17 protein-coding genes and 2 pseudogenes are annotated in these 23,302 nt (G+C 69.3%); 8 read left to right on the top strand and 11 right to left on the bottom strand.

Annotation, left to right across the window (positions count from 1 at the left end):
• Positions 1-4: 4 nt before the first annotated feature.
• The 4 genes from FVE89_RS01200 to FVE89_RS01185 form a co-directional block, all read right to left on the bottom strand.
• Positions 5-1,228 carry a molybdopterin-dependent oxidoreductase gene (locus FVE89_RS01200; protein ID WP_043074850.1) on the bottom strand — a complete coding sequence of 408 codons (1,224 nt, stop codon included), beginning with the start codon at positions 1,226-1,228 and terminating at the stop codon, positions 5-7.
• 196 nt (positions 1,229-1,424) lie between these two features.
• The gene (locus FVE89_RS01195; RefSeq protein WP_007557758.1) at positions 1,425-2,564 is read right to left on the bottom strand and encodes an adenylate/guanylate cyclase domain-containing protein; all 1,140 of its coding nucleotides are present in this window, start codon (positions 2,562-2,564) and stop codon (positions 1,425-1,427) included.
• Between the two features lie 101 nt (positions 2,565-2,665).
• Positions 2,666-3,763, bottom strand: coding sequence for a putative sulfate exporter family transporter (locus tag FVE89_RS01190; RefSeq protein WP_007557760.1), 1,098 nt, complete (start codon positions 3,761-3,763; stop codon positions 2,666-2,668).
• 147 nt (positions 3,764-3,910) lie between these two features.
• Positions 3,911-4,525: a 2,3-bisphosphoglycerate-dependent phosphoglycerate mutase gene (locus FVE89_RS01185; RefSeq protein ID WP_193375331.1), complete on the bottom strand. Its 615-nt coding sequence runs from the start codon at positions 4,523-4,525 to the stop codon at positions 3,911-3,913.
• A 341-nt stretch (positions 4,526-4,866) separates the two neighbouring features.
• On the opposite strand from FVE89_RS01185, the gene FVE89_RS01180 reads away from it, so the two are divergent.
• The 3 genes from FVE89_RS01180 (at position 4,867) to FVE89_RS30385 (ending at position 7,247) form a co-directional block, all read left to right on the top strand.
• Positions 4,867-6,147, top strand: a complete 1,281-nt coding sequence (locus tag FVE89_RS01180; RefSeq protein ID WP_160532424.1) for an MFS transporter — start codon at positions 4,867-4,869, stop codon at positions 6,145-6,147.
• Between the two features lie 19 nt (positions 6,148-6,166).
• Positions 6,167-6,895, top strand: a complete 729-nt coding sequence (locus FVE89_RS01175) for a phosphatase PAP2 family protein (protein ID WP_043074849.1) — start codon at positions 6,167-6,169, stop codon at positions 6,893-6,895.
• 175 nt (positions 6,896-7,070) lie between these two features.
• Positions 7,071-7,247 (top strand): hypothetical protein, encoded by a 177-nt coding sequence (locus FVE89_RS30385; protein WP_164706348.1) that lies wholly within the window; start codon positions 7,071-7,073, stop codon positions 7,245-7,247.
• A 389-nt stretch (positions 7,248-7,636) separates the two neighbouring features.
• On the opposite strand, the pseudogene FVE89_RS01170 reads toward FVE89_RS30385, so the two are convergent.
• Both FVE89_RS01170 and FVE89_RS01165 read right to left on the bottom strand, forming a co-directional pair.
• Positions 7,637-8,192: pseudogene (locus FVE89_RS01170) on the bottom strand (terminase family protein); the annotation flags it as partial.
• Positions 8,158-8,808: a hypothetical protein gene (locus FVE89_RS01165; RefSeq protein ID WP_160532423.1), complete on the bottom strand. Its 651-nt coding sequence runs from the start codon at positions 8,806-8,808 to the stop codon at positions 8,158-8,160. The pseudogene FVE89_RS01170 and the gene FVE89_RS01165, both read right to left, overlap by 35 nt.
• A 614-nt stretch (positions 8,809-9,422) precedes the next feature.
• On the opposite strand from FVE89_RS01165, the gene FVE89_RS01160 reads away from it, so the two are divergent.
• Positions 9,423-10,448 (top strand): histidine kinase dimerization/phosphoacceptor domain -containing protein, encoded by a 1,026-nt coding sequence (locus tag FVE89_RS01160; protein ID WP_160532422.1) that lies wholly within the window; start codon positions 9,423-9,425, stop codon positions 10,446-10,448.
• An 81-nt stretch (positions 10,449-10,529) separates the two neighbouring features.
• Positions 10,530-10,958, top strand: coding sequence for a SufE family protein (locus tag FVE89_RS01155; protein ID WP_160532421.1), 429 nt, complete (start codon positions 10,530-10,532; stop codon positions 10,956-10,958).
• A 315-nt stretch (positions 10,959-11,273) separates the two neighbouring features.
• Here FVE89_RS01155 and FVE89_RS01150 read toward each other — a convergent pair whose 3' ends face one another.
• Entirely contained in the window at positions 11,274-12,128 is an 855-nt protein-coding gene (locus tag FVE89_RS01150) for a DUF6456 domain-containing protein (protein ID WP_246730439.1), read from the bottom strand.
• A gap of 92 nt (positions 12,129-12,220) precedes the next feature.
• Complete coding sequence (locus tag FVE89_RS01145; protein WP_160532419.1) at positions 12,221-12,445, bottom strand: hypothetical protein; 225 nt, start codon at positions 12,443-12,445, stop codon at positions 12,221-12,223.
• Between the two features lie 207 nt (positions 12,446-12,652).
• Between FVE89_RS01145 and FVE89_RS01140 the strand changes: the two genes are divergently transcribed.
• Positions 12,653-14,800 (top strand): S9 family peptidase, encoded by a 2,148-nt coding sequence (locus FVE89_RS01140; RefSeq protein ID WP_160532418.1) that lies wholly within the window; start codon positions 12,653-12,655, stop codon positions 14,798-14,800.
• A 96-nt stretch (positions 14,801-14,896) separates the two neighbouring features.
• Here the strand turns inward: FVE89_RS01140 and FVE89_RS01135 are convergent.
• Positions 14,897-15,882, bottom strand: a pseudogene (locus FVE89_RS01135) (IS630 family transposase).
• Positions 15,883-16,323: 441 nt separating this feature from the next.
• Here FVE89_RS01135 and FVE89_RS01130 point away from each other — a divergent pair.
• Positions 16,324-17,043: a hypothetical protein gene (locus FVE89_RS01130; RefSeq protein WP_160532417.1), complete on the top strand. Its 720-nt coding sequence runs from the start codon at positions 16,324-16,326 to the stop codon at positions 17,041-17,043.
• A 116-nt stretch (positions 17,044-17,159) separates the two neighbouring features.
• Here FVE89_RS01130 and FVE89_RS01125 read toward each other — a convergent pair whose 3' ends face one another.
• Positions 17,160-20,582, bottom strand: coding sequence for an AsmA-like C-terminal region-containing protein (locus tag FVE89_RS01125; protein WP_160532416.1), 3,423 nt, complete (start codon positions 20,580-20,582; stop codon positions 17,160-17,162).
• Between the two features lie 263 nt (positions 20,583-20,845).
• Positions 20,846-21,796: a LysR family transcriptional regulator gene (locus tag FVE89_RS01120; protein WP_160532415.1), complete on the bottom strand. Its 951-nt coding sequence runs from the start codon at positions 21,794-21,796 to the stop codon at positions 20,846-20,848.
• Positions 21,797-21,866: 70 nt separating this feature from the next.
• Here FVE89_RS01120 and FVE89_RS01115 point away from each other — a divergent pair, with 70 nt between their 5' ends.
• A complete protein-coding gene (locus FVE89_RS01115; protein ID WP_246730462.1) occupies positions 21,867-23,279 on the top strand; it encodes an MFS transporter in 1,413 nt (470 codons plus the stop codon).
• The last annotated feature ends 23 nt before the right edge of the window (positions 23,280-23,302 follow it).

Here is a 23,302-nt window from a genome sequence, read left to right as displayed (position 1 = left end):
CTCCTCAAGCGGCCTGGAAGGACACGGTTTCTATACCGTTCTGCATGAAGCCGGCCCCGTTCCAGACCCGGTCCGTGGGCTGCGCGACGCCGTTGGTGTTGGTGCAGCGGACCTTCACCGTGTGGGTGCCGGCGGCCAACGCCGGCAGGCTGCCCTCGAAGCGGCGGAAGCTGTAGGGGCCCTCGTCCGCGCCGAGCTGTGCTGGAAACCACGTCGCGCCGCCGTCGCCGGAGAAGTCGACCGCCTTCACCCCGCAATCGCCGCCGAAAGCGATGCCGCGCAACGCCACCGGCGCGCCGGCCGTCACCTTGGCGCCATCCTGCAGGTTGGTGACGAACGAGCGCGGTACCATCTTGTTGATCGGCACCGTCTTGAAGCCGGTCTGGCCGGGCTTGATGTTGGCGCCCGGCACGTCCGGGATGCGGTAGGCGGTCTTCATCCAGTACTGGTCGTCGGGCTTGTCCAGCACCTCGATCTCCGACAACATCTTGACCCAGTAGGTCGAGTACCAGCCCGGCACCACGAGGCGAAGCGGGAAGCCGTTGAGAAGCGGCAATTGCTCGCCGTTCATCGCGTAGGCGATCATCACCTCACCGTCGTAGGCGTGGTCGAGATCGAGCGACTTCTTGAAGTCCGGCGCGTCGTCCACGACCGGCTCATCGAGGCCGCTGAAGCGCACCTGCACGGCACCGGCCTTCACCCCGGCCTTTTCGAGCACGTCCTTGAGGCGCACCCCGGTCCAGCGGGCGTTTCCCATCGAGCCGTTGGCCCATTGCGCGCCGGGAACCCGCGGCTCGAACAGCCCGCGGGAGTTGCCCGAGCACTGGTTGACCGCGGCGATCTCGAAGCGCGGCAGGCCGGCGATGGCATCGAGGGAGAGCGAGAGCTCCTTCTCGACATGACCGTGGACCTTGAGACGGAAGGTGCCGGCATCAACCTCGGTTGGGATCGAGGCCCAGTGCCAGCGCACGTAGAAGCGGTCGTTGGGGGTGAACACGCCCTCATCGAACACCGCAAACGGCGTCTCCAGCAGCGGCGGATGGGTACGCTGGAGGATCATCTCGCCCTTGCCGGGAAAGGCCGTCGTGAGATCCCGCACATCCGGGCCGCCGGGTAGCGGCAGCTTCACCGAGCCCGCGGCCCAGGCCGGCATCGCGGCGGCAAGGCTGCCGAGCCCGAGCCCGCCCAACAGGAGGCGGCGGTTCGTCGGTCTTTCCAATCCGTGCATGGTCTCTCCCTTCAAAGTTCGTCGGCGTCGATGCGTTCGAGGGCACCGGACCCGTGGCGATTCCTTGCGACTAGGGAGATGCTACGGGATGCGTTTAATTCCCACCAACGGTCTTTCGCGATGCGAACGATCTCCCAATGCGATGATTTGAGAATTTTGGATCTCCGCGCCGGTGGTGCCAGATATCGTCTCGACGTCAGACCGCCGGTGCTTCGACAGGCGCGGTCCTGCGACACCCGAACAAGGCGTGACGCTCGGCGAAACCGCGAAGGGCGACAATGCCGAGCGGTTCGAGGGCATGCGCCAGGCCGTGGAGGAAGGTGTCGGTGGCGATCAGCGGCGTGTCGTAGGTCTTGCACAGGCGCTCGACGCGAGCGAGCACGTTGAGATCGCGGCCGATCGCCGTGAAGTCGACCCGGTCGCCGCCGCCGATATTGCCGTAGGCGACCTCCCCAACATGAAGTGCGACGCCGACCTCAAAGGCAGCCCTGTCACCGTCGCGCAGGGTCGCAAGCGCATCGAGTGCGGCCTCGGCGGCACGCAAGGCGGCACGGCGCGCCTCGGCCTCGTCGCGATCGGCATCGAACACGGCCAGCAGCCCGTCACCAATATACTTTAGCACCTCGCCGCCTTCCGCCTCGACGGCCGGCACGATGGCATCGAACATCCGGTTGAGGGCGGCCACGACATGGTCGGGGCTTTGCCGGTCGGACAGTTCACCGAACCCGCGCAGATCGGTCAGCATCATCGCGGCCCGCATGAGGCGTACGTCGCCGCGCCGCACTGTGCCGGCCAGGATTTGCCGCGCCGGGTCGCGCCCGACATAGGCGCTCAGGACCGCGCCAAGCATGTCGTCGAGCGCCTTGATTTCGAACAGCAGCGAGAACGGCTCGACCAGCGCTAGCAACGTCTCGATCTCGATCGGCGTGAAGCCGCCCGGTCTCGCCGTGGCCCAGGAGGCGGCACCCATGCGTCCACGCGCGGCATGCAGCGGCGCGATGAGGTAGTCGGTCAGACCCTCGTTGCGAAGCTCGCCAAGCACGGGAAACGGCAGCGGCCCATCCCCGTCGAGACGGCATTGGAGTGGGGTCCGCGTCTCGACCACGTGCTCGACGGTGTTGCCGTGGAAGGTCGGCGTGCCCTCGATGCCGTGGCGGCGACGCAGGGCTAGGCTCGACGTTCCTGGATGCCAGACGCGCATCACCCACCGGAACGACGGATGCAGGGTCGGCGCGTGGGTGGTGGCGCGGGCCAGCGGCAGGCCAAGCCCCGAGAGGCACGCACTGAACCCATCGAGAAGGGCTGCCGCGTCCACCGCTTCGCGACCCGGCCCCATCAACCATCCCGTCGCCTGCGCGACTGCCTCGGATGAAGATTGGGACGAACGTGTCACGGCAATTCTTCCATCAAGGGGTCGGATCGATGCCATAGCGTGGATCAGACGAGGCCGAGCACATGGATCAGGCCGAGGCTGACGGCGCCGAGGGCAAGGAGCGAGGCGACCACAGCGAGGGTCACCCGCGCCCCGGCCTTGGCGACGCTGCGCACGTCGACCCCGAGGCCGAGTGCCGCCATCGAGACTACGGTCAGCACGTTGGCGGTCTCCGACATCGGCGCGAGCGCGACTTGCGGGATCAGCCCGGCCGAGCGGAGTCCCGCGAGCGCCAGGAAGGCGAGGATGAACCACGGCACCAGGCGGTGGATCGCGAGGCCGCCGGGGGCCGGGCGGTCGCCGGTTGTGACGCCGGGGGCGGCCTCGTCGGTCTCCTCGCGCAGCCGGCTCGCGCCGAGGGAGAGCATCAGAACGACCGGCCCGAGCATCAGCACCCGGACGAGCTTCACCAGGGTTCCGACCTGGACGCTGAGCGCCGCGACCGGCGCGGTGGCGGCGAGGACCTGCGGCACGGCGTAGACGGTGAGGCCGGCGAGCACGCCGTACTGCATCGGCGACAGGCCGAGCAGCGGCACCAGCAGCGGCAGGCCGAGCACCACCAGCACGCCCAGCACCGCGGTGAAGGCGATGGAGGCGGCGACGTCCTCGCCGTCGGCGCCGATCACCGGGGCGGTGGCGGCGATCGCCGAGTTGCCGCAGATCGAGTTGCCGCAGGCGACGAGGATCGCCATGCGCGAATGCAGTCCGAGCGCCCGGCCGATGCCGTAGCTCGACAGGATCGCGACCACGACGACGCCCGCGATGCCGAAGAGCAGGCCCGGGCCGGCGGCGAGGATCGTCGCGAGGCTGAGCGACGCGCCTAGCATTACGACCGCGATCTCCAGCACGGTCTTGGCCCCGAAGGCGATGCCGGGAAAGAAACGCTGCGACGGGGTCCAGGCGGTGCGGATCGCGCTCCCGAGGAGGATCGCCAGCACCAGGGCTTCGAGCCAAGCGCGACCGAACAGGTGCGTCTCGACGGCTTCGAAGCCGACCGCTGCGGCGGTAACTGCCACGCAGAGGCCCAGTCCTGGAAGGATGGCTCTCGTGCCGGCCAGGGCACGCATCGATCGAGGGTGGGAGACAAGTCTGGGGGCGGACATGGGTGGCTCCGATGTGATGCCGGAGAATCCCACTTCCCTTTCATTCACTCCAACGGAATGATTAGATAATTCCAATCACTTAATTAGATCAAATGGGGATCCCTTCGAAGCGTGAGGCGACCCATTCTTGGGGGCCTACAGGCGGATTCAACCGTCGATCCAGCGGGCCTCGATCGTCGTGTCCGCAGCAAACTCATAGATCCTGACGGAGCCCGTCGCGAGTTCGAGTTGCTCGACCTCCGCCGGGCTGAGGTCGTCGAGCGCCATAACGAGCGCCCGCAGGCAATTACCGTGGGCGACGACGAGCACGTCCCCGCCCATGACCGCCGGTAGGATGGATCGGAGGTAGCATGGCACGATGCGGGCGACGGTATCGCGCAGGCTCTCACCGTTCGGCGGCGCCTCGGCGTAGGAGCGCCGCCAGGTCTCGATCCGCTCCGCCCCCCAGCGCGCATCGGCGGCGGTCTTGTCGAGCCCGCTGAGGTCGCCGTAGTCTCGCTCGTCGAGCGCGGCGAAGCGTTGAGGGATTAATCCGGGTTGCCCGAGCGTATCGAGGATAAGCCGGCCGCTCACGACGGCCCGCGTCAGCGTCGAGGTGAAGGCATCGGAAAAGCGCCAGCTGCGCTCGGCCAAACGCCGCCCGGCTGCCACGGCTTCTATCCGACCCTGCTCGGTCAAGGGCGAGTCCAGCAATCCCGTGAACAGACCGGATCGGTTGGCTACGCTCTGGCCATGCCGGACCAGCACGAGACGTCGCGTGATTGGGGCTTTGCGATCGTGAATCACTCTGTCTCCCAAGGCAACGCACTTTCGCGTCGGTCGCATCGCCTCTGATGAAAACGGCATCCGGCTTTAACGAACTTCGACCCTGAGATGGGTTGGACCGTCCATCCGGAGACGGCGATTCATCCTAGGTCCGCTTTAGAACGTCTTGCGACCGAAAGCAGCCAAGCTGCTTCCCACCCCGAGCGGTCATACGGCGAGCGCCCCGTCCGTGATCACCGGGTCGAGCACGGCTGCAAATCGTTCATGCCCGCGGATAGCTCCCTCATTCGGTTTGGTTCGGCGACGCCCTAGGTGAGTTTGAAAGGGAGGCCGACCACGTGGAGCAGGACAGCGGCGAGGATGACGGGCAGCCTGCCGCCCAGGTGCGAAAGCCCATCTCCAGACCTCTCGATCTCCTGAACTTCCTGCTGATCGACGTGAACGGGGCGATCAAGCCCTACCTCAACGTCTACCTCTACGTGCATCGCGGATGGGACGACGCCTCGGTCGGACTGGTCAGCACGGTGTCAGGCATCGTCGGCATCGTGGCTCAGACACCCATCGGGACGGCCATCGACGCAGTGCGGGACAAGCGAGTCATCCTGCTCGGCGCCCTGGTCGCGCTCTCGCTGGCCACGCTCCTCGTCGCGCTCTTCCCGCAGTTCTGGCCCGTGCTCGCGGCTTCCTGCGTGTTAGCCGCCGTCGGGGGCATGCTGAGCCCGGCCATCGCAACGCTGACCCTCGGCCTTTTCCCGGCCGACAGGCTCGCCCGGCGCTTCGGCCGCAACGCCGCACTGGAGCGGACCGGGAACGTCGCCATCGCCGTGCTAATCGGGCTCGTCGGTTGGCTGTTCCCGGACCGGGCGGTCTTCCTCTTGGTCCCGGCCTGCGCCATCGTCTCGGCCGCGGCGCTCTACTCGATCCCGCGCGATGCCATCGACGCGCGTCGAGCCCGCGGTGGCGGCGAGGGTGAAGGCGAACAAGCCCCGGCCGGATGGCGAGCCCTGCTGACCTGCCGGCCGCTCATGATCTTCGCCGCCTGCGTGGGTCTTTTCCATCTTGCTAACGCGCCGCTGCTGACCCTTGTCGCTCAGGAGATCGGGCAAGCGCGCCCTGACTGGTCGTCCGTCATCGTGTCCGTCTGCATCGTCGGCGCGCAGGCGGTTATGGTGCCGATGGGGCTCATCGTCGGCCGCCGGGCCGAACATTGGGGCCGTAAGCCTCTTCTCGTGATCTGCTTCGCCGCGCTGCCCATGCGCGCCTTGCTTTATCTCGTCTGGCGCGACCCGTATTGGCTGATCGCGGTCCAGTGCCTCGACGGCGTCGGCGCCGGCCTGCTCAGTGCGGTGAAGCCCTTGGTGATGGCCGACATCACCCGCGGGACCGGCCGCTACAACGCCGCCCACGGCCTGATCGGGACCGTTCAGGGCGCGGGCGCTTCCCTATCGTTCGTGATCGCCGGAACCTTGGTCCAGCAGGCGGGGTTCGATGCCGCCTATCTCGCGTGCGCCGCCGTCGCGGCGGTCGCGCTCGGGGTGCTCGTGGTGATGCTGCCGGAGACCGCCCCCGGGAAAGCCTTGGAGCTGGCCGGCGACGTGACTGCGGGCGGTACGACCTGACACGGCGTGAGGAGGGGCGGTGAAACATCGGAACTTCGTCAGGGGCTGCCAGCGATTCACTGCGACGCTGGCGGTGGTCCTGTCCCTTGCCCTGCCTGCCGCCGCCGCCGGGACGCTGCGCAGCACCTACATCGACCCGGAGGCGATGGCGCTCCAGCGCGTCCTACCGCCCCCGCCCGAGGCCGGTTTGGAAGCAGCCAAGGTGGACTTGCAGACCGTGGAAGCCGCCGTCCGTGCCCGCACGCCCGAGGACGAGCGCCGCATCACCGCGAACCTGCCGTGCACCCTCGACCGCTTCACCGGTGTGCTCGGCCCGGCCTTCACGGCGGAGACGATGCCGGTCACCGCAGCGCTGATCGAGCATGTGTTCCAAGACGGCGAACTCGCCGTGCTGGCGGCCAAGGCCACCATCGCCCGGCCGCGCCCCTATAAGGTGAAGCCGGACCTCGCCACGTTCGGCCATCGCTCCGACAGCACGTCCTATCCGAGTGGGCACGCCACGTTCGGGTATCTCGCGGCCACGGTGTTGTCGCGCCTCGTGCCCGAGAAACGCCAGTCGCTGTTCGCGTTCGCGGCCTCCTACGGGGAGAACCGCATGATTGCCGGAACCCATTTCCCGTCAGACCTCGAAGCCGGGAAGATCGCCGCGGCCGTCATCGCGGAGGTGCTGTTCCGCGATCCTCGCTTCGAACGGGATCTCGACCGGGCGGCCGCGGAGATCGCGGCCCAGGGAGCGTCAGGTCGTTGAGGCGGACGCCGCTTCGGTGAGGATCACGAAGGCGGGAGCCGGGTTGCGACGCCCGCCCGCGTGTCCATCTCCGATTCCAAGCACCCCGGGCGTCCGCGCGCCCTTCGTCGCCGCATGCACTTACCCCGGAGACAGGCCGCTCGACGTCCGAGCCCCGAACGACAGGAGGCCGACCATGCACTACGTCACCAAGGAAAAGGCGGCCGACGGGCACTTCATGGTCAAGGTCGCCGGTCGGCCAGTCATCGAGACCTGCGAGAAGCGTCAGGCCAAGAAGCTCGTCCGCGCGATCAGGAGCCTGCGCCGCCTGAAGAAGGCCAGGAAGCAGGCTGGAGCCTGGCGCCTGTACTGAACGGGCCGGGGGGGGGGCTGGGTCGCTCAGACGAGCCTCATATCGCCCGGCTTGAGGCCTAGACTCCGTGTCAGGTCCCGTGAGAGGGCGCTGGGATATCGACGCGTCAGGACCGAGGTCAATCGACACGCTCAGGGCGCCCCCGCTCACGTGCGAACTCCGAATCGGCCGTGAAGGCGAGCTTGACGCTCCACGGCCCGATGCGTCCGGCCTTGGTCTGGGCGAGGAGCCGGGAAGGTCAGCGAATGGCTTGCATACAGGTCGGAGATAGCCCCAAGCACCGCGTTTGGGGGTAGCTTATTCGAACGGCGCGGCAGGCGATGGCACTGCTTCAACTCGGGTTGCAAGGGCGAAGGGGTAGCCTATTCCGTCAACCGGGGGACGTTAAACCCTATTTGGGGCATGTTAAACGCGCTCCTGACACTGACACCGGCGCCACTTGGCGGCTTCGTCGCACCACGCGGCGCCGAATTGCGGGCCGCGCAGGGCGTCCGGCTCCTCGGCCGAGAAGGCCTGGGCGACGGCGCCGTTGCCCCATTCGAGCCGCCGCCGGCTCGGCGACCAGACGGGCCGACTCCGGCCGCGCCGGGGCAGGCTCAGGATCCCCGAGGGACCCTCGATCATCACCTCGCGCACATCGCAATGCGTCTCGCCGACCAGCGCGATGCGCCCGACCGGCTCGGGCGTGAAGGCCGGATCGCCCCGGGCCAGGGCATCGACCCACTCGGCGCCCGTGCGGGTCTTGCCGCTGCCGCGGCCACCGATCACCGCCCAGGTCGTCCAGGGTTCCGTGCAGGGCTCGGCCTCACCGGGCTCCGGATCGGCCGGCGGGAGCTGGTCGGCGCGGGCGCGGTGCAGCCAGTCTGCGTCGAGCGCCCGGAGCAGGTCGGGCGGTAGCGTCGCCAGGAAATCAGGCAGGCGCCCCGCCGCCGACAAAGCCCTCATAGCGTCGCGCGATCTCCGCGCGGAGCGCGGGCAGGTCGAGCTTCGTGCCGTCATCGCCGCCCTCCCCCGCCGGATCCTGCACGCCGTCCGCACCGAGCTCGTCGAGCAGCCGTTTCAGACCGCCGAGGTCGCGCAGGACCCGGGCGGAGTCGGCGACCCCCGCCCCCTCCGCGCTCAGCGCCGCGTCGAAGACGGCGATCTGCCGGGCGATATGGGCGCGCAGATGCGCCCGCAGGTTCGCGGGATCGATCACCGGCGCCGGATCGTGCGCCGCGCCGCGGCCGGCCCGCCGCACCAGCGGTGTCAGCTGGAGAGCCGCGCTCAGCCATTCCGTCCGGTTGCGCCCGAAGCTCAGGGCCGCCGCGATGTCGACGGGATCGTTGCCGGGCTTGCTCAAAAGCCGGGCGACCGCCCTGCGACGCGGCGCGGGCCATCGCGCGATGACGTAGCGCCAGTGCGGCGGCCGCAGCCAGCCGGCCCGGGCGTTCCAGGTCCGAACCGTGCCCACCTTGACCCCGGTACGGGCCGCAATCTCGGACATGGTCAGGGCGGTCTCGCCCAGGAGCTGCAGCACCTCCGCGCGCTGCGCGGCTGGAAGGGCGGGGCGGAACTGCATCGCCGCTCCTCCGCATACGTCTCGACCGTGCCTGAGGGATAGCCCAGGAGCGTGTCGGTGTCAAGCTCAAATTCCTATGTTCGGCAAATTCTCTGGCGCGACCGCAGATGCCCTGGGATCGTCGTGCGGTTGCCAGAAAGGGCAGCCCGGCCGGCCCCTGCGCCCTCCCCCCTTTGCGGGGGAGGGAGAGAAGCGGAGCTGCCCACGCCGAATCGCCGACCGGGGCCGTTCAAGCCGGTTGCCTGCACGACGGAGATACCCCCGCGCATCCCTGTCCCGCCCGAACCCGAAACCCGCGCGGCTCCCCCGGAACAGCGCCGCCGCGGCCCTCCTCGGACCGGGCGTCCCGGACGGTGTCCCGCCGGCCCCGGCCGCCGACATCCTGTGCGATGGCGTACGTTGGCGACGGATCAATCATCCCGTCCCTGTGAATGAGAGCTCCAAAGGCGGCTGACGATCGGAACGGCACCCCCATCGGCACGTTGACGGGCGCTATCCTCACGGTCCTCTCATCACACAGCGCGTCAGAGCGAGTCGAACAGAGTATGGTCGGACAGCCACCAGGGTCCGGAACGGCTGCGCCGCAGAGCGAGGGTCCTGCGGAGGATTCCGACATGGCTCCGACGCAGGGCACCGCCGAGGCAGCTGCGCTGAGCGACAGCTTCAAGCGCTTCGCCGACGTCGTCCCGCTGATGATGTGGCGCTCGGACGCGAACGGGCATGCGATCCACCACAACGAGTGCTGGCTGGAATTCACCGGGCGTCCGCTCGCCGCGGAACTCGGCCTCGGCTGGCGCGAGGGGCTGCACCCGGAGGATTTCGAGCGGCACGCGCGGATCGTGACGGAGGCGTTCCAGGCGCGCCTGCCCTTCACGGTGGAATTCCGCCTGCGCCGGCACGACGGCGTCTATCGCTGGTTGCTCGACACCGCACGCCCGCTGGTGGAGGACGGCCGGTTCCAGGGCTATCTCGGCTCCTGCTTCGACATTACCGACCGCAAGCATGCCGAGGAAAGTATCGAGCACGCGCTCGCCGAGAAGGAGACGCTGCTCGCCGAGGTCTACCACCGCGTCCGCAACAACCTGCAGGTGATGGTGAGCCTGATCGGCCTGTACGGACGGGCGGCGCCGGACGCCTGCCGCGGCAGCTTCGAGGCCTTGGGTCAGCGCGTCCGGGCGATCGCGCTGGTGCAGCAGCACCTCCACGAGGCGCCGCACATCGCCTCCATCGACCTCCGGGATTACCTGCACCGCCTGGCCTCGGGCCTCGGCCAGCTCCGCCGGGCCGGCCGGATCAGCGTTCAGGTCGAGGGATCGGGCAACGGGCTCGTGGAGCCGCGCACCGCCAACGCGCTCGGCATGATCGTCGCCGAGATCGTGGCCGAGTGCCTGGATGCCACGGCCGAGCACGTCGCCTGCGCGATCAGCATCGGCCTGGAGGCCGCGGCCGGCCAGCCGCTCTGCGTCTCGATCGTCTCCGGCGTGAGCGAGATGGCGGCCTCCGGCCGGCCCAACGTCCCGAAGCTCGGCCCGCGCCTCATCGCGGCCTATGCGGCGCAGGCCGAAATCGCCGTCTCGGGTGACGCCTCCCCGGCCGATCCCCTGAAACTGACCCTGCCGCCGACCGCGGCCGTGCAATAGCGGCCCGCGTCGCCGGGCCCCGTCGCCACGAAAGCCCGGACGGCCTATAGCGGCGCGGACGCACCCCGGATCCGGACCCGCATGCTGCCGCCGATCGACACCATCATCGAGAATTTTGAGATCGTCGAAGACGACGACATGCGGCTCGAATATCTGATCGAGCTCGGCCGCGCCCTGCCGCCGATGCCCGAATCCCTGCGGACCGAGGCCAACCGGGTCCATGGCTGCGAGAGCCAGGTCTGGATCGACACGGCCGCCGAGGGGGCCGGTCCGGAGCGCCGCCTCAAGCTGCAGGGGTTCAGCGATTCCTTCATCGTCCGCGGCTTCGTGGCGCTGATGGTGGCGCTCTACACCGGAAAGACCCCGCGCGAGGCCGCCGAGACCGACGGGCTGGACCTGTTCCGGCAGCTCCGCTTCGGCTCCCACGTGACGTCGAAGCGGTCGAACGGCGTGCGCGCGATGGCCGAGCGCATCCACCGGGACGCGACCCGGCTCGCCGCGGAGGGGTGAAGGCCACGGTCCCGATACGACGCGATGGGGAATGACTCCGCGCCCCCGGCGTGACCTTCGCCCGAATGGGCCGGACCCGTCAGAGCTCCACCGCGGCATCGCCGCCAGTGGCCCACAGGGCCGAGCCCAAGACGAGACTCGCCCTGTCGCGGGCGCGGAACAGCGGCGCTCAGGCCCGGTATCGGTCCTCCGGGATGGTGGCGAGGCGGGATTGGTGCAGGCGCCCCGGGGATGGTTCGCCCGGTTCCCGGGACCCGGGGCTCGGCCGAGATCCGCCTGCCAGCGGGACGCGGCGATGAGGGTCGGCCGGCCGGCTCACCCCCGCCACAGGCGCAGCCGCGCCTGATCCGGCCCGGTCGCCTCCCGCTCCAGGCCATAATGCTCGGCCAACCGCCCGAGGGCGATGCGCGCCACGACCTTCGCCGAGCGGGCCGGCCAGCGCCGCTCGATCTCGATCCGCTCCAGGCCCTTCAGGAAGCCGCAGAGATCGATCAGCAGGCCGGACAGGTCGCTGCCGACCGCGTCGAGGGCGCCGCGCACCCGCTGCCGGGCCGCGATCACATGGTCCGCCGCCGAGGCCGGATCGCGCGGGCCGCCGCCATCGACGCGGGTCGCGCCGAACTCGCCGCCCATCCGGGGCAGGAGCGCGGCGGTGGTCATGTCCCGCCGCAGCCGCTCGCCGGCCTCGAACGCGGCCGCGTCGATCAGCGGGACGCCGTCCCGGCCGCGGCGGCGAACCATCCAGGCGAGCGGGTTCTCGGCGGCGTTGCGCAGGACCGGCTCCGCGCTTCCCTCCCCCTTCTCCACGGCCAGCTCGCGGTGCTGCGCGGCGAAGGCGGCCTCGCCCCCCGCCGCCTGCCGGCGCAGGCGCGACCGCCCGGCGGTGCTGATCGTCAACCGCGTGCCGGACTCATCCCAGTCCGCCAGATCGGCCGCCACGAGGGTCCGGCCGGATGCCGCCGCGAACCGCCCGCTCCCCACCGAGATGCCCGCCCCCCCGCGCCGGACGAGGAGCGAATCCTCGGCGAACGGGTCGGGTCGGGCATAGGCCCCCGGCTCGCCGAGCCGCGCCAGCAGGCGGGTGGCCTCCGCGGGCAGGGCCGCCTTCCGCGCCCGGGAACGCTTCGACACGGCAAGGCCGGGGGACGCCGGCCCGACTTTTTTGTTCATGTTTTGTTCCTGACGCGCTATGGCTCGGACGCACAGGGACAGCCTGCCAGGAAATCTCAGAAATTCAAGGTATTTTTACCTATTATCCCCAGCTAACGCGTCGCCGCCCGGGTCGGCGGCCGGTGCAGGACCTGCGCGATCTCGGCCTCGGACTTGCCGCGGACCTCGTAGCCCATCGCCTCGAACCGATCGATCAGCGCCGCGCTGTCTGCGGCCGAGCGGGCGGCCCATTCCGCGAGGATGTCGTTCACCTGCTCCAGATCGGGCGGGGATGGATCGCCCTGCGAATCGGACTGGGACGCGGGGGCTGCGACCATGACGGCACCTCGGGCTCGAACCGGCGCCGCCCACGCGGATGCGCCGCGGCCGGCAGTTCAACGCCGAAGGTCCGATTGGGGTCCCGCAGGGCGCGCCGGTCGGACTCCAGCCCCGCGCGGCACCGTCTTGCATCCCGCCGCGCGCCGGGACACATCCCGTGACCCGCACGCCCTGACCCCATGCGACGCGATCCGACGGGAGACACGATGACGGAGATCGGCCGAGGCTTCCCGGCTCAAGCGACCGGTACGCCGATGGTGGCACCGATGGCCGAGGCCCGGCCCCGGCGCTTCAGCGTCCACGGGCAGGAGATCACCGACCCCTATGCCTGGCTGAAGGCCGAGAACTGGCAGACGGTCCTCAAGGACCCCGCGGCGCTGCCCGAGGACATCGCCGCCTACCTGAAGGCCGAGAACGCCTTCGCCGAGGCGGCGCTCGCCCGGACCGCGGATCTGCGCAAGCAGCTCGTCGCGGAGATGCGCGGGCGGATCCAGGAGGACGAGAGCGGCGTCCCGGAGCCGGACGGGCCGTTCGCCTACTACACGCGCCACCGGGAGGGCGGACAGCACCCGCTGATCTGCCGGCGCCCCGCCGCTTCGCCCGACGTCCCCGAATCGGGCCCCGACCCGGACGAGACGATCCTGATCGACGGCGACCGCGAGGGCGAAGGCCTGCCGTTCTTCGAGATTGCCGCGGCGGTCCATTCCGACGACCACACGCGGCTGGCCTGGAGCGCCGACACCAAGGGCTCGGAACTCTACACGATCCGGGTGCGCGACATCGCCACCGGCCTCGACCGCGACGACCGGGTCGAGGCGACCTCCGGCGAGGCGGTCTGGGCCGGAGACGGGGAGAGCTTCTGGTACGTGGCGCTCGACGCCAACCACCGCCCCGCCAAGGTCATGCGCCACCGCCTCGGCACCGCGCAATCCGATGACGAGACGGTCTATACCGAGCCCGATGCCGGCTACTTCGTCCATATCGGCAAGACGCAGTCCGGCGCCTTCCTCGACGTGACGGCGAGCGACCACGAGACCTCCGAGATCCGCCTGCTCGACCGGCACGCGGCGGGGGCGCCCCTGCGCCTCGTCGAGCCGCGCACGCCGCTGCTGATCTACGGCGTGGAGCATCGCGGCGACCGGCTGTTCATCCGCACCAACGCCGACGGGGCCGAGGATTTCAAGATCGTCACCGCGCCCCTCGACGACCCGGGCCGCGCCAACTGGACCGACCTCGTGCCGCACCGGCCCGGGGTGATGATCCGCCACCTGCACCTGCTCTCGGGCCACCTCATCCGGCTGGAGATCGAGAACGCCCGGCCGCGGATCGTCGTGCGCGACCTCGCCGACGATGCCGAGCATACGGTCGCCTTCGATGAGGAGGCCTATTCCCTGGGCCTGCGCGCCGGCCTCGCCTTCGACACGGCGACGGTCCGCTTCGTCTACTCCTCGATGACGACCCCGTCCGAGACCTGGGATTACGATTGCGCAAGCCGGGACCGCCGCTTGCGCAAGCGGCAGGCGGTGCCGAGCGGGCACGATCTGGCCGCCTACGTGACCCGGCGGCTGTTCGCCACGGCGCCGGACGGCGAGCAGGTTCCGATCTCGCTGCTGCACCGGCGCGACCTCACCCTCGACGGCAGCGCACCGCTCCTGCTTTACGGCTACGGCTCCTACGGCACGCTGATGCCGGCCGCGTTCCGCACGAGCCTGCTGAGCCTCGTCGATCGCGGCTTCGTCTACGCCATCGCGCATATCCGCGGCGGCACCGAGAAGGGCTGGCGCTGGTACCTCGACGGCAAGCGCGAGAAGAAGCCCAACACCTTCACGGATTTCATCGCCTGCGCGCGGGCGCTGATCGGAGCGCGCTACACCGCCGAGAAGCGCATCGTCGCCCATGGCGGCTCGGCCGGCGGCATGCTGATGGGGGCGGTGGCCAACATGGCGCCCGAGCTGTTCGCCGGCATCGTGGCCGACGTGCCCTTCGTCGACGTGCTCAACACGATGCTGGACGCCGAATTGCCGCTCACCCCGCCGGAATGGCCCGAATGGGGCAACCCGGCCGAGAGCGAGACCGCCTTCCGGACGATTCTTTCGTATTCCCCGTACGACAACGTCGCCGCGAAGGAATACCCGGCGATCCTGGCGCTCGGCGGCCTCACCGACCCGCGGGTGACCTACTGGGAGCCGGCCAAATGGGTCGCGCGGCTGCGCGCCACCATGACGGGGGGCGGCCCGGTGCTCCTGCGGATCAACATGGAGGCCGGCCACGGCGGCGCCGCCGGCCGGTTCGACCGGCTGGAGGAGGTGGCGCTGATTTATGCGTTTGCGCTGATGGCGGTGGGCAAGGCTTGAGTACAACCCTCCTCAGGTGGTGGGTCGAGCGATGGGCGCCGCCTTCTGTATCTGAAGTTCGATTCTGGATTAATTTAGATTTAAAGCTTCGCCCGATCATATAGCAACGGCCAAGTCGCCTTCGTAACCGGCGGCTGTGAGGCAGTGGCGGCACTCGTCCGGGGTGAAGCCGGTGAAGGCTTCGCGGATGGCGTCCCAGAGGTCGGGCACGGTGCGGGCGGCCGCGGTTCGCAGCAGGTGCTTCAGCTTGGAAAAGATCTCCTCATCCTGAGCCTGTCGAAGGATCGATCGGATTGAAGTTCGGACTGTAGGGCGGAAGGTAGAGGATCCGCGCACCCGCCGCCTCGATGGCTTCGCGCACGCCGGCGACCTTGTGGGCCTGCAGGTTGTCGAGGATCACGGTGTCGCCGGCTCGCAGCACCGGGACGAGGCTGTCGGCGACGGTGCTGCGGAAGCGGGCACCGTTCGTGGCGCCATCCATGAGGCTGAGCGCGCACAGGCCGGTGGTGCGCAGCGCCGCGATGACGGTCGTGGTCTTGTCGTGCCCCTGCAGCACGCGCAGCCGGCAGCGGGACCCGCGCGGTGCGCGTCCGTAGCGACGGGCCATGTTGGTGGCGGCCGCGGACTCGTCGAGGAACACGAGCGTGTCGGGGTTGAGGTCGGGCAGAGCGTCGAACCAGGCTTGGCGCGCGGCTTTCACATCCGCACGCTCCTGCTCAGCCGCGTTCAGAGCCCCTTTTTACGGCTGATGCCGTGGCGGGCGAAGAACCGCGACAGCCCGCTCATGCCGGTCTGCACGCCCCGTGCGGCCAGGACGTCGCGCAACGCGCACAGGAAGATCTCTCGGGTCGGGCCTCGTAGGTGGACAGGATCAGGTCGGCCTGCGCCTCGATGACCGGGAGGCGATCGTCGCTGAGCGTCGGGTCGGGCGCGACGTGGCCTTCCTGCGCAAACCGTGCCGACCACCGGCTGGCGCTCGATTCGCTCACACCGAACCGGGCCGCGACCGGATGGAAGGAAGCGCCCTCGGTCACGGCCGCCACGACGCGCTCGCGCAGATCGACTGATAAAGGTGATGGCATTGCCAGCTCCTCCACCGTTCAACGCGGCAACCCCGCCTCCGTCGCAACACCAGCAGAAACGACTCTAGCGCGCCGATCTTGGCCGGCCCCAGGGCATGAACGGTTCGATTGCCAAACCTTGCTCGTCCAAGAACAAGAACAGGTCATCCGCCGAAGCCACAAGTTATAGTGACAGACTCAGGCAATATAACAAGATAGTTTTGAGTTACTCCACGGATACCCTCAACATAAACAAACATATCTGGCAGATTTCTCTAGTTATTCCGGGTCAAATTCTGCACATAGCGGACCGATGGGCATCATCTTGACATCGGTGATCGCGAGTGGTTCGATTTTTATCCGATTCAGATCGTTTATGACGCTCTCTTTCGCGTCAATGCATAGTCAGATGCGCCGAGTCAGCGCAGTCACAATTTATCTTAACTAATGAGAGTATTTGTCATGTCTGTCTACGTCTTCGGCGATAGCCATGGACAATATCTTTTTGCGCGCGCAGGGGCCGCGACAGCTTACTGCCTGCCAGGCCATACTATGCACCGCGCTGGCCGCGACGGCGTGCAACAACTGCTTGCCTCGATCAAACCCGCTCCAGGCGACGACTACATCTTCGTCTTCGGTGAGATCGACGTGCGCCGGCATCTGATCCGCGTGGCTGGTGAGAAGGGATGGACGTACCAGGAGGCCGTCACCGATCTCGCTGACCGCTACTTTGCGGCCCTGCACGCTGCACTCGATGCTCTCGAGCCCCGACCGAGAGTCAGCCTCCTCGGGGTCGTCCCGCCATTTAATCCCCCGCGCGGAGCCCATGCGCAGCAACCGCACGGCCCCCTGCGCGACCGGCTCGTGGTGTGGTACCTTCTGAACGAAGCATTGAAATTGCGCGCAGGCGAGGCCGGCTTTCACTTCATCCCAATTCCGAAGATTTATTATGCGCGCGACGCTTCATTGAAGCTCCGCTATAGTGACGGGTTCGCCCATATCGCCAAAGACTGCACCAAGCCCTTCGTCCGGGCGGTCGAAAAGGAATTGGGCGTGGATCTGTCGTTCCGTCCGCTGCCACGCCGACGCCATCTTCTACGCTCGGTGATGCGTCAGATCGCAGTCGTGAACGATGACTGGCACGCCCTCTGGTTTCTGGGCGAAAGCCTCATCGACGCCTAGGCCTTTGATCGCTCGTTCTGCGCTTTTGTAAAGTTCGTAATCGCCCTCTCATTGGAGCAACAGGTCAGAGCGCTGACGCGCGTCTGAAATTCATAACCATGCGGTAGAGTGAACGCTTACGGCCCAGCCGCAGGCTGCTGCTGCCCCTCGCCACTCATCGCCCCCTCCCCGAGAATTCTTGCCCGACGCGCCGCCTCCTCCGCGGCGGCCTTCTCGGCAGCCGCCTTGAGGGCGGCGGCCCGCGCCTTGTCCATCTCGATGCGATTGCGCCGCCGCTGCCGCTCGACCTGATCGGCCTCCGTCAATTCGATCGTCTCCAATTCACGCTGGAGCACGAAGGCCGCGAGCCCGTTCGACAGGGCGCCGACATCGAGCACCTGTTCGGGGGCGGCGAGCGGCCCCGCCAGACCGAGCTGGATCGCCGGCGGGCCGGCACTCCAGCCCCGGGGCACAGGTCCGCCCGTGAGCGTTCCGCGGGCGTCGAGGCGGGCGCTGCGCAGGTCGTAGCCGATCGTGCCGGCCCAGCGGGCGGGCCCGAAATCGACGGTGAGGGGGCCGGCCCGCAGAATCCCGCCCACGATCGTGGCGGCGGCGCGCGCAGGTCCGGCCGCCTGCGCCGCCGCCTTGCCGAGTTCCTCCGCGACCAGGGCCTGAAGGCGCCCCTCACGCAGCGGATCGTCGATCTCCACCGCCTGGGCGAGGGCGCGACCCGCCGCCCCCGGATCGGCCGCCGGGATGCGCAGGTCCTTGAGGGTCAGCGTGCCGCTGCCCGAGAGCCCGTCGCCGAGGCCGGGCAGCGTCTCGGCCGCGGTGGAGAAGCGCAGATCCGCATCCAGGCGCCCGCCGATCGGGCCACCGCCGAGTCCGGCGATCGCCACGTCATCCAGGTTCCCGGAGCCCGAGATCGCCGCGCCGGCGCCGGCCCGGCTGACCGTGGCGGAGCCCGCGATCCGGCCGCCGCCGAGCTTGGCCGTCAGGTCGCGCAGGGTCAGGCTGGAATCCGACAGGGCGAGCGCCACGGCCGCGTCCGTCGCCGTGAGGCCGCGGCCGAGATCCAGCTTGGCGATGCGGGCATCGAGGGTGAGCGCGGGGGGATGGGCCGGCGGCCCGAACCGCCCATTCTCCTGAACCGGGAGCAGGAGGGCGTCCATCACCTGCGGCAGCGACAACCGGTCGAGGGTGAGGCGGCCGCGCAGGACGCCGCCAGGCGACCGGACCAATGCCCCGCTTACGGCGGATCCCGCGATCTGCCCGGCGAGCGCGGCGGCGCTGTCGCCTCCCTCCCTGGAGAGCGTGACGGTCAGATCGGCCGGCCACGCGCCGGGCGGCAGGCGCGCGGCGCCGGCCAGCGCCAGGAACGGCGCGAGATCGGCCGCGTCGGCCCGGACCACGCCGCCGGTGGGCAGCGCGTCGGTGCCGATCAGGATCGGCCGGGCGGTCGCGATCCGTAACCCCGCCACGGTCCCGTTGGCGGTGACGGCCAGCGCCGCTCCGTCCGGCCGTTCGGCGCTCAGGTGCAATTCGGCGGGCTGCTGGAGGCCCGGGATGTCGGTTCGCCCGAACCACGTTCCGGCCCGGGCCGTACTCAGCGCGGCGGTGCCGCCCTCGATCCGCGCCCCGCGGCTCGCCAGGGTCAGGTCGAGGGTGCCGCCGCCGGCGCTGCCCTTCGCCTGGGTCCGAAGGGCTTCGGCGGCACCGCCCTCCCGGTCGAGGGTGACGGCGAGGTCGAGGGGTGCATCCTTCAGGAAGGCCGGCAGCAGGCGCAATTCGCCGACCCAGACCCGTTCGAGCAGGCCGAGCAGCGGCGCCGCCACCGGGGCCTTCAGGCGGCCCGAGACGCGGCCCGTCCCGTCCGCGCCGATCCGGCCGGACAGCGTCGCGCTCGCCCCCGCGAGGTCGGTCACCGCGAGGCTGTCGACCATGACGCTGGCGCCGTCAGTCTGGATGCTGGCCGCGATGGTGCCGTTGCCGGAGCCGATGGTCCCGTAGCGGACGTCCCGGGCCTCCAGGGTCAGGGCGAGGTCGAGGTCGCGCAGGGTCCCGAGGGTCGTGCCGAGGGGCGGCAGGGCCGCGATGTCGATGCCGTTCGCCCGGATCTGCGCGTCAAACCGGCCACGCGCCCCGGCCTCCGCGGCCGTGTAGCGGGCATTCCCGGTGATCCGGGCCGGGCCCAGGGCAAGGCGCAGGTTGCGCAGGGACAGGCTCGCGGGATCGGCCGAGAGGTCGGCAGCCGCCTCGATCCGGCGCCCGTCGAGCAGCGCGGTCAGCGGCCCCTCCAGGCCGAGCCGGCGCAGATAGCGGCCCAGCGCATCCGAATCGGGGGCGGTGAGCGCCACCGGGCCGGTCAGGCGGAACGGGGCCGTCTCGACCTGCCCATTGACGCTGAGGGTCGAGTCCGCCGGGCCGCTGACCGAGAAACGGCGCAGCAGCAGGCCGCCCGCCCGCTCCAGAGTGCCGGTGAGCGCGAGGTTCGACCATTCGTCGCCCCCGAGCACGGCGCTGCCGACGGCCAGATCGAGGTCGAGCATCGCCGGCAGCGCGCCGCCCCAGCTCGGCAGGCCGCGGGCGATCAGGTTCTGTCCCTCGGTCGAGGCCAGGAAGGCGTCGAGGTCGAGGCGGCGGGCCTCCAGGCTCAGGCCGGCGCGCCACTGGCGCAGGTCGAGCCGGCCGGTGCCGCCGAGCCGCAGGGTGCGCCCGCCCGGATCGATGGCGAGGTCCACCCCCTCGAACCGCACCTGCGCGCCCCGGGCCTTGAACGCGCTGTTCAAGGAAAATGGCAGGTAGGCCCCCGCGGCCTGGGTGGGCGGGCCGACGACGAGGCGGGCGGTGCCTTCGGATTCGACCTGGACGGCCCCGCCGGCCTCCTGCGGGACGAGGCCGAACCGCGCATCCGCCTCGAAGCGCGGATGGGCATCGCCGCCGCCCGAGATCTTGACCGCGAGCCGCCCGTCCGGCCCCGGCGTGCCGCTGACGGCCCGGAACGGGACGCCGCCGCTCGTGCCCTCGACGCGCCAGGGCCCGACGAGGGCCGGCGCCTGGAGGGTGAGATCCTGCGCGTAGAACTGGTCGGTCCGGCCGGTCGCCGGCACCTGGGTGGTGACGAGGAATTGCTGGACGTGCAGCGCCTCGATGGCGAAGTCGCGCCCGCGCAGGGATTCGCCGAGATCAGGGGGCAGCTTCAGGGCATCAGGGCCGGCGAGCGGGAGCTTGATCTCGGCCCGGCCGATCCGGGTCTCGGTGAAGCGGAACTCGCCCTTCAGGAGCGGCGCGAGCGCCACCTCGGCCTTGACGAACCGGGCATCAAGGGTCGGGCGCTCCGGATCGGTCCCGAGATGGAGCCGGTCGACGCGCAGCCGCGGCGAGGGCAGGAGCCGGACCTCGATCCGCCCGTCGGTCCGCGCCGGGATGCCGAGCGAGCGGGCGATCGCCCGATCGACCAGGGCACGATGGGCCTGCCAATCCACGAAGGGCGGGACGGCGAGCGCCGCCACGAGAACCAGGATGACGGCGCCCGCCAGCGCGGTCAGAAGATCACGCAATGGTCCCGTTCCGCACTCGATCCCGCGCGGGACCGCTCCCCGCGTGCCCCCGCGGGCAAACCGCTACGGCCATAGCACGATCGGGGGCCGGGGGCGCCAGCGGGGATCACGCGTGGGCGAGGGCTGCTTGGCGTGGGAGCCGTCCTGAATACCGGAATCGGTTCGGCTGTGGTCTACCTACCTTGGTAAAGTCCTGCGCCTGCACGGACTGCCCTCTCAGCCGCACAGCTCGTTTTAGGGTTCAATTGAAAGTCGAAGGCAGTTTAGCGAAATGGCGTTGGAACCGGCGTGCTAAGCTGTGGCAACGGCACTTGATTGCTGACAGGGACGGATTGTCCTGCCGATAAGACAAGCCATGTGGCCATGCGCTCGGCCGTCGAATCCTGGATGTCACGCCACCGCGCAATCTGTCTCTTCGAGCAGGCTTGCATCTCATCCGAGCCGGTCAGCCGCGTCAGCCGCGTCAGCCGGCGCTGACGCAGCGCATCGGCGGCGAGGAGCGAGCGCGCCAACGCCACACCGTTCCCATCCACCGCCGCCTGGAGGGAGCTGCCGATGTCTCGGAAGCGGATCGCCTCGTGACCAGGGTCACCCTGCAACCAAGTCGACCAAGACCATTCCCGTCCCGTCTCTTCGCCCCTGCGTCCCTTCGCGAGCAGCGGCAGCGCTCGCCAATCCTGGCCGGGGCATAGGGTGCTCAGTAGCCCCGGCGCAGCCACGGGGAAGACGCTCTCGATTGGGAATGGCAGCGCGCACGCGCCCTCCACTCCATTGGCCTGCGGCAACCAGAGCAGGGCGAGATCGACGTCGACACACGCGGCCTCGGCGGCCGTATCCCACGTCACGACCTCGACAGACAGATCCGGGAAGCCGCCGCAGAGGGCGGGCAAGCGGGGCGACAGCCACCAAGCCAACAGGGCTGTGCTGAGACCAAGCCGGAAGACGCGCAGTCCTGTTCGCCCGGCGATTCGCCGGTGCATGCCCGCGAGCGTCCCGAGCAACGGGCCAAGTTCCTGGGCGAGTCTCCCACCCGCCTCGGTCACGCGCAGGCCCGGGTTGAGCCGTTCGAGCAGGGCGACGCCGAAGAAATCTTCCAGGGCTCGGATGCGGTGGCTGACGGCGCTCTGCGTGAGACCCAGTTCATCGCCGGCCAACGTCATGCTGCCGTGTCGCAGCACAGCCTCGAAGGCGAGGAGGCCCGCAAATGGGGGCATGCGCGACGGGATCCGAGACACACCGCATTAAATCGCTTCATGCGCTGCGGAGCAATACTCATTTGCCGTGATGCTGCATGCGGCTCATTGCGAGGCCATGCAGCACACCGTCGCGAACGATGCCTGGACTGGTCGGACCCGCCTGACTGCGGTCAGCCTCGGCTTCGCCGCCGCCCTGACGAATTTTGACGTGACATCGGTCGTGGTCGTCCTGCCGTCGATCGGCACGACGCTCGGCATCCGTGTGGCGCAGTGGGCCTGGATCATTGACGCCTACAGCATCGCCTTCACCGCGACCCTCCTCGTCGCGGGTGCCATCGCCGACCGCTTCGGCAAGCGACACACCCTCCTCGCCGGCAACATCGGGTTTCTGGTGGCATCCCTCGCCTGCGGCCTTGCCCGGAACAGCCCCCTTTTTTTGATCGCCCGCGCTGCACAAGGCGCCGCCGCAGCTTTCCTTGTGACCGGGGGTTTCGCTTCGATCGCCACCGCCTTTCCGGCCGCGGAATCGCGGGCTCGCGCCTTCGGCGTCGCCGGTATGGCATCCGGAGTTGCCATGGCGCTGGGGCCGAGCCTCGGCGGCGTCATCGGGGCCGGCCTGGGTTGGCGCTGGATTTTCCTCTTCAACCTGCCACTGTGCATGCTGATCGCGCTGATGGTGCCGCGCCTCGTGGCAGAAGAGCGCGACAACACAGACAAGCCGTTGGACTGGCTCGGCATTGCACTTCTGACCGTCGCACTGGCGTTGCTTATCGAAACCATATTGGAAGCCCATGATGCGCCAGTTCCCCTAGCGTTCGGGCTCGGCACCGGGGTCGGACTTGCTGCATTGTTCGCCATCCGGCAGCGCAGGCAGCCACGGCCGATGCTCGATCCGGCGGTCTTTGCAAGCCGCCCCATGATGGGCGTGACAGCCCTGCTCTTCGCCGTCTCGGTCGGCTACTGGGCCGTTCTCGTTTACCTCCCCCTCTTTCTGAGCATTGCCTTCGGCTGGACGGCCGAGACAGCCGGGCTGGCAATGCTGGTGGCCACGCTTCCCATGCTCGCCATGCCTCCGCTCGCTGGTAGCCTCGTGCCGCGCCTGGGATGGCGGCGGCTCTTCACGATGGCACTGGCGCTGATTGCACTTGGTGGGGCCGCCCTTGCTCTCTCATCGCTTGTCGAGGCCACGTCAGCCCGTGCCTGCGCCCTCGCCGGAATGGCGCTGATCGGGATGGGAGCCGCGCTGTCCCATCCACAACTCTCCGGTGCCGTGATTGCCCTCGCGCCGCCGGAGGCGAGCGGCATGGCCTCGGCCCTGACGGTGATCGCCAGACAAGCTGGGTTCGCGCTCGGTGTCGCAGTCCTGGGTGCTCTCACGGCGTCACGTCTCGATGTCACCGGTTTCGCATGGCCTTTTGGAGTTGCTGCGGCTGCAGCGACCATCGGTGTGCTGGCCTGTCTTCTGCTGCCACCCTCATCGAGCGCGAGGAACAGGCCCTGATCGCGGCCTCCTGCGACGACATA

Source organism: Methylobacterium sp. 2A, from assembly GCF_009806555.1.
In the GTDB taxonomy this organism is placed as follows: Bacteria; Pseudomonadota; Alphaproteobacteria; order Rhizobiales; family Beijerinckiaceae; genus Methylobacterium.
Note: the sequence above shows the minus strand (reverse complement) of the source record. Positions and strands in the feature narration are given on the sequence as shown.